The following is an 11558-nucleotide window of genomic DNA, read 5'->3' on the forward strand; positions in this document are numbered from 1 at the left end:
GCTCCCACAGTTGGGTAGCGTCCAGCCTACAACCCAAGCTCCGACAACCCCGGATGCTCATCCGGACGCCGTCCCAGCGGCCAGTGGAACTTGCGCTCGCTTTCCTTGATCGGCATGTCGTTGATGCAGGCAAACCGGTTCGCCATCAAGCCGTTCTCGTCAAACTCCCAGTTCTCGTTGCCGTAGGAGCGGAACCAGTTGCCGGAGTCGTCATGCCATTCATAGGCATAGCGCACCGCAATGCGGTTGGCGGTAAACGCCCACAACTCCTTGATCAACCGATAATCCAGCTCTTTGGCCCATTTGCGGGTCAGGAAGGCCTTGGCCTCTTCGCGGTTGTGGGCGAACTCGGCGCGGTTGCGCCATTGGGTATCCAGGGTATAGGCCAGGGAGACCCGTTGCGGGTCCCGGGAATTCCAGCCGTCTTCGGCCAGGCGAACTTTTTCAATCGCCGACTCACGGGTAAACGGCGGCAACGGCGGGCGTATTTCAGCAGTGGATGACATGGGACGGCTCCTTCACAGGTTTAAAAGTCAGGTCAAAGTTGCAATAGGGTTCGCGCGATGGATTGCGCATTATCGGCAGCGGTGGTGTCGCCCATCACCAGGGCAACGGTAATGGCGCCATCAATCAGGATCAGCAGGTGCGCGGCCTGGCGTTCCGGGTCGGGGGTGCCATGTGCTTGACACAGTTCGAGGGCGTACTCGAACAGTTTCTGTTTATGGGCCTTGGCCAGTTGGCGCACCGGGTTGTGCGGGTCGCCGGTCTCGCCGCTGGTGTTGATGAAGGCGCAGCCGCGAAAGTCATCGGAGCCGAACCAGGTTTTCAACGCGCTGAACACACCCAGCAGGCGCTCGCCCGTGGTGGAGTGGTGTTCAACTTCGCTGCGCAGCCACTGCATCCAGCGCTCGTCGCGGCGTTGCAGGGCGGCAATCACCAGTTCGTCCTTGTTGGCGAAGTAGCGGTAGACGCTCTTTCTGGAGACGCCGGCGGTTTTCACCAGAAGATCCATGCCGGTGGCAGCGATGCCATTTCGGTAGATCAACTTTTCGGTAACGTCGAGGATAATGTCGCGAGTGATATCGTTCATGGAGATTACAGTAGAACGATCGTTCTCCTTGGTCAATTAATTATTTTTAACCCTGGGCGGGAAGACCTGAGCCAGCCCATGGTGTAAGCTCTGGAGTCCTTCGGATTCGACCCATTGCGAGCCCTATGCCGTCGTTATTCAAACGCTCCCTGTTGCCCAAGCTGCGCGGTTTTCCCCTCACGCCCGACGCGATCGAGGTGCTGTCCGGCGCCGCCGAGTACCGCCGTTGCCTGCTGGAGAAAATTTCCCAGGCCACCCAGCGCATCTACATCGTAGCGTTGTACCTGCAGCAGGATGAGGCGGGGCAAGAGATCTACGACGCGTTGCACGCTGCCAAGGCCGCCCGGCCCGGGCTGGATATCGTGGTGGTGGTCGACTCGCTGCGGGCCCAGCGCGGTTTGATCGGTGCCGGCAAGCAACCGGGCAACAGCGCCTGGTATCAGGCCATGACCGAGTCCCACAGCACCGAAGTGCCGGTGTACGGCGTGCCGGTGCAAACCCGCGAACTGTTCGGCGTGCTGCACCTCAAGGGCTTCGTGATCGATGACAGCGTGCTGTACAGCGGCGCCAGCCTGAATAACGTGTACCTGCACAAGTTCGACAAGTACCGCTATGACCGTTATCACCTGATCCACAACAAGGCGCTGGCCGACTCGATGCAGCACTTGGTGGAGCACGGCCTGGTGGCCGCCAAGGCGGTGCATCGCCTGGACCTGCCCAACCCACCGACCACCCGCAGCCTGCGCAACGACATCGGCGACCTGCGCAGCCGCCTCAAACACGCGGTGTATGACACCTCGGCGGGGCAGTTGCCCAACGGCAACCTGACGGTCAGTCCGTTGTTGGGCGTGTGCAAGAACAACCCCCTGAGCCGGGTGATCTGCGAGCTGATTGCCAGCGCCCAGCACCAGCTGACTATCTGTACGCCGTACTTCAACCTGCCGCTGCCGGTAACCCGGGAAATCAACCGCGCCCTGGCCCGGGGGGTGAAGATCGACATCATTGTCGGCGACAAGACCGCCAACGACTTCTACATCCCGCCGAGCGAACCGTTCAAGGTCATCGCCGCGCTGCCGTACCTCTACGAAATCAGCCTGCGTCGCTTCGCCAAGCGCCACCAGCGCATGATCGACAGCGGCCAGCTGAACCTGCACCTGTGGCGCGACGGCGACAACACCTACCACCTCAAGGGCATGTGGGTCGACCAGCGCTACACCTTGCTGACCGGCAACAACATCAACCCACGAGCGTTTCGCCTCGACCTGGAAAACGCCTTGCTGATCGATGATCCCAAGGGTGAGTGGGCAGGGCCACGGCGCACCGAGCTTGCCGAGATTTTCCAGCACACCTCGCGTATTGAACGCTACCAGCAGCTGGAAACCCTGGTGGAGTACCCGGCGGCCGTCGGCAAGTTCTTGCGCCGGGTCAGCCGGGTGCGGATCGAGCGTTTGCTGTATCGGATTTTGTAGGGCCCGAGACCTTGCAGGTTAATCCGGAATCGACCTGACAAGAATGTTGTCCAAGTCGTAGCGATGGGGTTCGCTGCCTGCACTTCTTGACCAGAGTCTGATTGAGATTGGGTGAGTGCCTCCGTCCTCTTTCACGTACGGAAGAGGGACAGTCAGGCGCGTCCAGCCGGGAGACGGTGGATGTGGCCCGTATGCTTGCTCCAAGCCTCCCGCCAACACGATGATGTCCGTTTCCGATAGGGTCCGGTATTCAAAGATCACTGTGTATTCAGTGCCCTTTATGAATGAGTAGGACTTGGAGATACCCATCTCATGAACCGCATCGGATGCATTGGTGAGGTAGAACTCGTGATCGTTCCCAGGCGTCCGTGGCTCAAGCTTTGCGGTGTCTGGGCGGTCCGGGTGCCAGCCATTCCAATTTCTGTCAGTAAATGTCGTCAAGTCATTCAGGTCGTCGCTCATGGTGCTTGTCTCCAGAAAAGGTAGGTGGCCTCAGCTAATGCTGTGGCCACGCGCTTTATCAGAGGCTTTTCAGGGATGGACGTCTACTGTCAGAAATAACAGGTAGCTCAACCTGGGGTGTTACCTGGTTGCCGTGCCGCCGGCCAGCACGCGATCAATAGCAGCAGCGCCGCCGCCACCAAGTAGGGCAGGCGAGGTTCGATCGCGTAGATCAAGGTCCCGGCCAACGGCCCGACCACCACGCCCAGGCCTTGGGCCGCACCCACCGAACCTGCCGTGGCGCCTTGCTCCGACGCATCCACCGCATTCGCCGCCAGTGCCGCGAAAGACGGGAAGATCCAGCCCATGCCGGCCGCGGACACAAAAAAGCACAGCCACAGGATCCAGGCCGTATCAGCGAACATGCTGCCGGCAAATCCCAGGGCTGACACCACCGCACCGATGCGAATCATCCGCAGCGGCGGCCACTCCAGTTTGCGCACTACCAGTTGCGAACAGATCAACGCCAGCCCGACCATGGTCAGGGCGATACCGGCAGTTTGTGCCGCATCGGCCGGGTTCATCTTCAAGCGATCCAACGCGAAAAAACCCACGGTTATCTGCGCGATCGACACACACAGCATCGCGACAAACGCCACCACCAACGGTCGACGCAGGCGTGGGTCCGAGAGGTTGACCGGCTTGGGCGGCTGCTTGAGGTGCAGCTCCTGGCGCGGCAATTTGGCCAGCAGCAACAAGAATCCCAACAGCGGTAACACCGCCATCGCATAAAACGGCAGGCTCAGGCTGTGACGCGCCAACAGCGCAGCAATCGCCGGGCCCAGCACCAGGCCGCAGGCGTTGGCGGCGCCCAGGGAAGCCATGGCCTTGGCGCGGTGCTCAGGCTCAATGTTGTCGGCCACCAGCGCATAGCCGCCCACCGGTATCGCAGCGTAGAACACGCCGATCAGGCCACGACCCAGAATCAGCCCGATAAACGCCAACATGGCCGATGGCAGCAGTTGCAGGGACGCATCGATAAACACGCACAGCGCCCAGTAGGCCAGGGTGAAACCACCGGTGCCCAGCAGCAGCACACGGCGCCGGCCCAGTCGGTCACTGGCCTGGCCCCATGGACGAGCCAGAAGCATCCAGATCACCCCGGACACGGTGACCGCCGCACCTGCCTGCCAGGTGGCCAGGCCAAGCACCCGAGCGATCGGGCCAATCAGCGAGACAAATGCCATCATCGCCATGGTGCAGGCCATGTTGGCCAACAGCAGCGGCCTCAGGTTGAATGGGCGGTCAGTGTGCAAAGTCGCGAGTGCAGCGTCTTGGGAGCTGTTCATCGGTTATCCAAGGGCAGGAGAAAAGGGCAGTCGTGCATCCACCATCACCAGCGGGCGGCCATGCACCTGTTCCAGGCGGCCACTCACACCATAGACGTTTTTCAGCAACGCCTGATTGATCACCACTTGCGGTGGCCCGGCAGCGGCCAACTGACCGTTGTGCAACACCACCACCTGATCACTGAAGCCCAGGGCGAGGTTGATGTCGTGCACCACCACCAGGGTGATCAGGTTGCGTTCGCGGGTGGCCTGGGTGATGGCTTCCACCACCTGGCACTGGTGATACAGGTCCAGGGCGCTGGTGGGTTCGTCCAGCAGCAACACCCGAGGCTGGCGCACCAGGGCCTGGGCCAGGCCCACCAGTTGGCGCTGGCCACCGGAAAGTGCATCGATCGGGCGGTCGGCGAGGGCGGTCAGGTCGAGGTCGGCGAGGATTTTTTCCACGCCCTTGAGCACCGTCGGGCTCGGCCGCCCAGGCGCAAAACCCGCGCCGCGATGGCCGGCCATGGCCGCACTCAGTACCGCTTCGAAGGCGCACAGGCGCGTACGCTCCGGCAGGCTCTGAGGCAGGTACACCACTTGTTGCGCGCGCTCGACTTGCGGCAGGCGATTGAGATCGACACCCTCCAGCCAGATCTGGCCGTGCGCCTTGTGCAGTCCGGCGATGCCACGCAACAAGGTCGACTTGCCGGCAGCGTTGGGGCCGATCAGCGCGGTGATGGTGCCGGGCAGCAACGCCGGCAGATGAATGTCCTGCAGCACGCTGCGACTGCCGTAGTGCATGCTCAATGCTTGTGTGCTTAATCCGGTCACAGAGCACCTCGGCGGTTACGCATCACAATCGCCATGAAAAACGGAATTCCCACCAGTGCGGTGACAATCCCCACCGGAATCAACACGCCGGGCATCAATGCCTTGCTGGCAATCGACGCCATCGACAGGATCAAGCCACCGCTGAGCACGCTCGCTGGCAGGAACAAGCGGTGATCTTCACCCACCAACAGCCGCGCGATATGCGGAGCAATCAGCCCGATAAAACCGATAGTGCCGACAAACGAAACCGCCAGCGCCGACAGCAGGCTGATGCGCAGCAACGACAGCACCCGCAGGCGGCCGACATCAATCCCGAAACTGCGGGCGCGTTCCTCGCCCAGGGTCAGGGCAGTCAACGCCCAACTCTGACGCAGGGAAAACGGCAGGCACAGCAGCAACGCCGCAGCGAGGATCGCGAGCTTTTCCCAGGACGCCCGGGCCAGGCTGCCCAGGGTCCAGAACACCAGTTGCTGAAGGCTGTCCTGGCTCGCCACAAACTGCAGCAGTGCCACCAGCGCATTGAACGCAAACACCAGGGCAATCCCGAACAGCACCAGGCTCTCCACACCAAACCCACGCCAGCGTGCCAACAGATACAGCAATGCCACCGATGCCAGTGCGAACAGAAAGGCGTTGGCCGAAATCAGGTACTGCGCCGGCACGCCAGGAATGCCCATCCCGAGCACAATGGCCAGGGCTGCACCGAAGGCGGCGGCGGCGGAAACGCCGAGGGTGAACGGGCTGGCCAGCGGGTTATCCAGCACCGTCTGCATTTCGGCGCCGGCCAGGGCCAGTGCCGCGCCCACCAGTACCGCCATCAACGCGTAAGGCAGGCGCACATTCCATACGATCACCGCCTCCACCCGCGGCATCGAAGCCGGGTCCCACAGCACTTGCAACAGGCGCGTCAGGCTCATGCCGGAAGGCCCGGTGGTGATGTCCACCGCCAGGGAAACCACCAATGCCAACGCCAGCGCCGACAACAGCAATACCCGTCGTCCATGGCGGTGGCGATAGCGCTCACCTGCGCCATCGGCGCTCGCACAGGCTTGCACCTGCGTCACGGCACAAGGCTCGTGGTGAATACGCCGCTGGCCGGAATTGGCATAAAGCGCCGGTACAATTCGGCTCGGGTCTGTTCCGGATCCAGGTCGGCGAACAACTCAGGATGCAGCCACTTGGCCAGGGCCTGCACTGCGATCAAGTGTTCCGGCGAGTCATAGAAAATATGCCAGAGGCCATGCACGTTGCCTTCACGTACCGCCCGCAGTTCATTCAGCGGCGCGCGCTGGGACACTTGCTTGAGGCTGTCGTTGGCCTGCTGCGGCGTGGCCGAATAGCCGAGGGTCACACCGCCCTGGCCGTGGCCGAATACGCCGGTGGCGACGTACACATCCGGATCGCTGGACAGAATGTATTCGACGTTCAATGTGCCGATCGGGCCGGGAATGCGCCCGTCGGCGATGTTCCGGCCACCCGCGAGTTTGATCATTTCCCCGAAGTTGCCGGTGCCCGGCGAACCACAGCAATCCTGCAGGCCAGCGAGCATGTCGATGAAGATCTTCGGCCGTTTTACCGTCCCGGCCTTGGCCAGGGTATCGGTGACCTTGGCCAGCGAGGCCTGGTAAAACGCGATGTAGTCCTCGGCTTGTTGATTACGGTCCAGAGCCTTGCCCAGCAGGCGCATGCTCGGCACCGTGTTGCTCAGCGGATGGTCGCTGAAGTCGACGAAAATCACCGCCACGCCGGCCGCTTCCAGCTGCTTGACCGCCTCGCTGTCGGGGCTCGGGCCATGGCCGCCGCTCAAGGCCATGATCGCCAGGTCCGGGTGTACCGCCAGGGCCTTTTCCACACTGAAGGTTTCGGCGGAGGTGCCGCCTACCAACGGTACGTTGTCGGCTTCGGGAAAGTGCTTCTGGAACGCGGCGTAACCCTGCACGTCCAGGCCGCGAAAATCCCCTTGCCAGCCGGCGATGCGGGTAAACGGGTTCTTGCCTTCAAGGAGCGACAGCGAGTAGATCATCCGGCCTTCACCCAGCAGGATATGCGAGACCTTGTCCGGTACGTCGACCTTGCGCCCCGCCAGGTCGGTGACGGTGTGGGCGCAGGCCAGGCCGCTCATTAACAGGCCAAGACCGAGCAGCAGGCCGCGTTGCAACAACAGAGGGTGTTTCATGAACAATTTCCTTGAACAGTTGGGCGCACGTGGCGGACGCGTTTGCGCCACCACAACAACAGCCCGGTGAGATAGAGCAGCGGCAATGCCAGGCCGCAAAGAAAGGCCAGGGCCGCGCCGGGCAACCCGAGCAACAGGTGGCCGTGGGCGGCGGAGAACAGCGGTTTGATCGCGGCGGGGTTGGCGAAGAACCAGTCGGGCCGGGCCAGCCAGGCGCCGCTGCCGGCAATCACCGCCAACGGCAGGCACAGCCAGGCGGCTGCGACGTTGTGCCATTCCCGCAGGCGGCGCAGGCCCTGGCTGCCCGGGCGCAAGCTGGCGGCTTTCCACCAGCTGCGCCGCCCCGGCCACCACAGGTACAGGCCGCTGCCCACCGAGCCCAGCAGCACCAGGCCACAGGCAAACAGGGCGACGGCGCCAATGGGCGGCGGCAACAGCAGTGCCCGGTGCAGCGCCACCAGCTTCGCCAGCCACAGGTCATCGAACACAAAAAATGCCCGTGGCTCGGCACTGTAGGGATCGATCATCGCAATGCCGATGCCGGGCCGATCCTCCAGGGCTCCGAAGACGATCGCGTTGTCCGATTCCAGGAAACCCTGGCGCGGTTTTGCGGCGCCAAAGACTTTCTGAAATTGCGGGTAGGCACCCAGTGCCGCGCTGATCCACTGCGCGTCATCCAGCAGTGCGCCGTGTTCAACCGGAGCCAGGTCCAAGGCCTGGCTGCCGACCTCCCAGCGCAGGATCGGCCCCTTGAGTTCCAGCAGCGCACCGCTCAAGCCAATCAGCGCCAGCAGCAGGCCGACGCTCAGCGCCAGCCATCGATGCACACGAAGCCACCACCCACGCATGGCAGTTACCAGCGATAGCGCAGGCTGGCGATGACACTGCGGTCATACCCGGCACTGCAGCTGGAGAGGGAGCAGCCTTCGTAATAGTGCTTGTCGGTCAGGTTGGTGGCATTCACCGCCAGGCGCAGGCCCTTGGCCGCCGGGATCAGCTTGTCGAAATCGTAGTGCACCGCCGCGTCGAGCAAGGTGTAGGAGGGCACGCTCACAGTGTTGGCAGCATCGGCCTCGGTGGAACCGATATAGCGTACGCCGACGCCAAATCCGAGCCCGGTGAGCGGGCCAAAGGGCAGGGTGTAGTCAGCCCACAACGACGCCATTTTTTCCGGGGTGTCGGTGGGGCGGTTGCCTTTTTCCAGCGGGTTGTTGCTCTTGCTGACTTCGGCGTCGTTGTAGGTCAGGGTTGCCAGCAGGTCCAGGCCCTTGGCGAGGCTGGCCTTGCCTTCCAGCTCCACGCCGCGCACGTTGACCTCACCGGTCTGCACGCTGTTCAGCGGGTTGCTCGGGTCGGTGGTCTTGACGTTCTGCTGGGTCAGGTCGAACAGCGACAGGGTGATGTAGCTGTCGATCCCGGGCGGCTGGTACTTGATGCCGACTTCCGACTGCTTGGCGGTGCTCGGTTTGAAGCTGGTGCCGTAGAAATCAGTGCCGAGCACCGGGTCGAACGAGGTGGCGTAGCTGATGTACGGCGACAGGCCGTTGTCGGCCAGGTAAACGAGGCCTGCACGGTAGGTGAACTTGTTGTCGTCCTGCTTCTGCCCGGTGTCGGTCAGGCGGTTGTCGGTGCGCGCACTCGAATGATCCTGGCGACCGCCGACGGTCAGTACCCAACGGTCGTTGAACGTCATCTGCTGCTGGGCGTAGAGCCCGGTCTGGTCGGCGCGCTGCAAGGTGCTGGCGAACGGGGTGTTCGGCGCGAACACACCCCCGTGCACCGGGTTGTAGATGTCGATCGACGATGCCGCGCCGCCGTTGAGGTAATAGTCTTCACGGGTGCGCCGGTAATCGACCCCCAGCAGCGACACCATCTGCACCTCGCCAAGGTTCCAGCGGGCCTGGGCATTGTTGTCCAGGGAGTACACGTCGCCGACGATGCGGAAGCGGTAGGCCGACCGGTTCAAGGTGCGCAGGTCCGGCGCCAGGGACATGCCGCTGGCGGTGTTGGTCAGCAGGTTGACGTGGCCATAACGTGCGCTGGAATTCAGGCTCCACACATCGTTGATCCGGTGCTCCAACAGGTAGCCCAGCGAGTATTGCGTGCGGCCGTTGTCCAGGCCGGGTTCGTCGAGAAAGACGTTGTGTTTGACCTTGCCATTCGGGTTCGGCTTGAGCGTGCCCACCGTCGGCAGGAACACCCGGGGCGCGCCGAATTCATCCTCCGAGTAATCGGCCAGTACGGTCAGGCTGGTGTCGTCGTTCGGCCGCCAGGTAAACGACGGCGCGATGAAGGTTTTGTCGTCCTTGATGTGATCGAACTGGGTGCCGCTGCTGCGCTCCAGGCCCACCAGCCGATAGAGGAATTGCCTCTGGTCATCCAGTGGCCCGCTGAAGTCGAACTGGCCCTGGGCGCGGTCGAAACTGCCGCCCTGGAGCTGCACTTCATGGAACGACTGGTCCAGTGGCCGCTTGCTGATCTGGTTGACCACACCGCCCGGTGCGTTCTGGCCGAACAACACCGAGGCCGGGCCCTTGAGCACGTCGATGCGTTCCAGGCCATAGGCTTCGGCTTTTGGCCAGGCCTGGGTGGTGGTGCCACGTAAGCCGTCGCGCAACATGCCGGTGCTGGTCACGTCGAAGCCGCGAATCGAGAGGTTGTCGAAGCGCTGGCTGGCGGCGGTAGTGTTGGCCTGCACGCCGGCCGTGTAGCGCAACGCTTCGCTCACCGATTGCACTTGCTGCGCGTCCATCTGGTCGCGGGTCACTACGGAGATCGACTGGGGGATTTCATTGAGCGCGGTGTCGGTCTTGGTCCCGCTGAGGCTACGCTTGGCCACGTAGCCGGCCTGTTGTCCGGTGGGGCTGTCGGCTTGGGTCCCGGTGACCACGCTGCTGTCGAGCACCAGGGCGTGATCGGTGTCCGCCTCGGCGGCCTGCACAAGGTTCATCTGGGTCAGCGACAGGCCCAGGGCAACGCCATGGATCAGGGTTGCCAAGGGCTTGCGACTGGTTTTCAAGTGCGGGACTGCGGTATCGATTGGCAAACCTGGGGTGTCTCGGTACAGAACGCGGGTGCCCATGCTTCACTCCATGATGAGGTGTTCAATGCGAATGCAAACGTATCTCATCCAGGCGTTGTGACGCAGGGCTATTGCTTTGGGTCGAGCGATCATTTCTTTCGTTTGCGGGGCAGGGCGGAACTTTCACAACCCGTCAGCGCAACGCCTTGGGCGAAACCCCGAAACGCTTGCGAAACGCCGTGGAGAAATGCGCCGGGCTGTAACCCACGCGGTACGCGGCGCTGGACACATTGGTCTCACCGCTGGCGAGCAGGCGATAGGCTTCGGCCAGGCGCTGTTCCTGCAAGTACACATAGACACTGGTGCCGAATACCTGACGAAAGCCCGCGGTCAATTTGCGCGGGTTGAGGCCGACTGCGCGAGACAGCTCGGCCAATGACGGCGAAGCCTGCAACGAACCGAGCAACAGGTCGCGGGCGGCATGAATGCGTTCGATGTCCGCTGAGTTGCAATGGGCGTCCTGCACCGGGCGCGACTCGGTTTGCGCGAGAATTCCCTCCACCCCCAGCGCTGTCAGCTCCAGGGCCTTGCCGCCCAGATAGAAGGAGCGGGCAGGGCCCTGCAACGGGCAGGTGAAAATCTGTTGGGCAAGGGCGAGCAACGGTTTGCTCGCGGGCTGGCAGAACATCATCGGCCCGCCGCCGCGTTTATCCAGCAGGCGCTCAGGCTCAAGGCCGACGCTGCGGATCGACGGGAAATCCAGCTGCACGGTGGTGTAGCGCACCGGCACACCACTGGCGAACAGGTGATCGCCACAATGTTCACCCTGGTTGGCCACGGCGCACAGGGTCGGCCCGCGAATCTCCACTTCCTGCTGGCCTTCGACCCGGCAATTGAGCTGGCCGCTGAGCACCAGGATGATCTTCAAACCCTGCCACAGCGGCTCTTGCATCCACATCTGGCTGTCCATCAACACAGTCCCGGCGGACAGGGTGATTTCCGGCACGACGGTGGCGGCACCCGTGTTCAAAGTGTTGGGAAAATTGAGGGTGAAATCCCTTTGGGTCGGTAGCGGCGCAGCGTGTGGGCTGAGCATGGCGGACTCCCTGTGAACCGGAAAAGAGGGGCATACGCTAGCAGGAAATTTCTTACCTGTAATTAAGAATGATTATCCTTTAGCCGAAAGCCCGGACCACGC

Annotated in this window: 11 protein-coding genes; 1 reads left to right on the forward strand and 10 read right to left on the reverse strand. The window is 62.6% G+C overall.

Features of this window, described 5'->3' with window-relative positions:
• Positions 1-26: 26 nt before the first annotated feature.
• Positions 27-506: a nuclear transport factor 2 family protein gene (locus HX811_RS21375; RefSeq protein ID WP_177047267.1), complete on the reverse strand. Its 480-nt coding sequence runs from the start codon at positions 504-506 to the stop codon at positions 27-29.
• 32 nt (positions 507-538) lie between these two features.
• The gene (locus HX811_RS21380; protein ID WP_177035623.1) at positions 539-1090 is read right to left on the reverse strand and encodes a TetR/AcrR family transcriptional regulator; all 552 of its coding nucleotides are present in this window, start codon (positions 1088-1090) and stop codon (positions 539-541) included.
• A gap of 125 nt (positions 1091-1215) precedes the next feature.
• Here HX811_RS21380 and pssA point away from each other — a divergent pair, with 125 nt between their 5' ends.
• Positions 1216-2559: a CDP-diacylglycerol--serine O-phosphatidyltransferase gene (gene pssA / locus HX811_RS21385; RefSeq protein WP_177047269.1), complete on the forward strand. Its 1344-nt coding sequence runs from the start codon at positions 1216-1218 to the stop codon at positions 2557-2559.
• A gap of 18 nt (positions 2560-2577) precedes the next feature.
• On the opposite strand, the gene HX811_RS21390 is transcribed toward pssA, so the two are convergent.
• The 8 genes from HX811_RS21390 to HX811_RS21425 all read right to left on the reverse strand — a co-directional run bounded on the left by HX811_RS21390 (position 2578) and on the right by HX811_RS21425 (position 11456).
• Entirely contained in the window at positions 2578-3021 is a 444-nt protein-coding gene (locus HX811_RS21390) for a hypothetical protein (protein ID WP_008436193.1), read from the reverse strand.
• 107 nt (positions 3022-3128) lie between these two features.
• Positions 3129-4349, reverse strand: a complete 1221-nt coding sequence (locus tag HX811_RS21395; protein ID WP_003218442.1) for an MFS transporter — start codon at positions 4347-4349, stop codon at positions 3129-3131.
• Positions 4350-4352: 3 nt separating this feature from the next.
• The gene (locus tag HX811_RS21400; RefSeq protein WP_003218440.1) at positions 4353-5132 is read right to left on the reverse strand and encodes an ABC transporter ATP-binding protein; all 780 of its coding nucleotides are present in this window, start codon (positions 5130-5132) and stop codon (positions 4353-4355) included.
• Between the two features lie 26 nt (positions 5133-5158).
• A complete protein-coding gene (locus HX811_RS21405) occupies positions 5159-6226 on the reverse strand; it encodes an iron ABC transporter permease (protein WP_023658859.1) in 1068 nt (355 codons plus the stop codon).
• The gene (locus HX811_RS21410) at positions 6223-7338 is read right to left on the reverse strand and encodes an ABC transporter substrate-binding protein (protein ID WP_003218435.1); all 1116 of its coding nucleotides are present in this window, start codon (positions 7336-7338) and stop codon (positions 6223-6225) included. The genes HX811_RS21405 and HX811_RS21410 overlap by 4 nt, the downstream gene beginning before the upstream one ends.
• Positions 7335-8165, reverse strand: coding sequence for a PepSY domain-containing protein (locus HX811_RS21415; protein ID WP_008436204.1), 831 nt, complete (start codon positions 8163-8165; stop codon positions 7335-7337). The genes HX811_RS21410 and HX811_RS21415 overlap by 4 nt, the downstream gene beginning before the upstream one ends.
• A gap of 26 nt (positions 8166-8191) precedes the next feature.
• On the reverse strand, positions 8192-10420 hold the full coding sequence (locus HX811_RS21420; protein ID WP_003218431.1) for a TonB-dependent siderophore receptor: 2229 nt from the start codon (positions 10418-10420) through the stop codon (positions 8192-8194).
• Between the two features lie 133 nt (positions 10421-10553).
• Complete coding sequence (locus HX811_RS21425; protein WP_003218429.1) at positions 10554-11456, reverse strand: AraC family transcriptional regulator; 903 nt, start codon at positions 11454-11456, stop codon at positions 10554-10556.
• Positions 11457-11558 lie beyond the last annotated feature (102 nt).

Origin of the sequence: Pseudomonas sp. F8002 (assembly GCF_013385495.1) — a bacterium.
GTDB lineage: Bacteria > Pseudomonadota > Gammaproteobacteria > Pseudomonadales > Pseudomonadaceae > Aquipseudomonas.

Bases quoted from the DNA above. Each gene is read 5' to 3' on its own strand.
- HX811_RS21375 (WP_177047267.1), bottom strand. From the start codon at position 506: ATGTCATCCACTGCTGAAATACGCCCGCCGTTGCCGCCGTTTACCCGT.
- HX811_RS21380 (WP_177035623.1), bottom strand. From the start codon at position 1,090: ATGAACGATATCACTCGCGACATTATCCTCGACGTTACCGAAAAGTTG.
- pssA (WP_177047269.1), top strand. From the start codon at position 1,216: ATGCCGTCGTTATTCAAACGCTCCCTGTTGCCCAAGCTGCGCGGTTTT.
- HX811_RS21390 (WP_008436193.1), bottom strand. From the start codon at position 3,021: ATGAGCGACGACCTGAATGACTTGACGACATTTACTGACAGAAATTGG.
- HX811_RS21395 (WP_003218442.1), bottom strand. From the start codon at position 4,349: ATGAACAGCTCCCAAGACGCTGCACTCGCGACTTTGCACACTGACCGC.
- HX811_RS21400 (WP_003218440.1), bottom strand. From the start codon at position 5,132: ATGCACTACGGCAGTCGCAGCGTGCTGCAGGACATTCATCTGCCGGCG.
- HX811_RS21410 (WP_003218435.1), bottom strand. From the start codon at position 7,338: ATGAAACACCCTCTGTTGTTGCAACGCGGCCTGCTGCTCGGTCTTGGC.
- HX811_RS21420 (WP_003218431.1), bottom strand. From the start codon at position 10,420: ATGGGCACCCGCGTTCTGTACCGAGACACCCCAGGTTTGCCAATCGAT.
- HX811_RS21425 (WP_003218429.1), bottom strand. From the start codon at position 11,456: ATGCTCAGCCCACACGCTGCGCCGCTACCGACCCAAAGGGATTTCACC.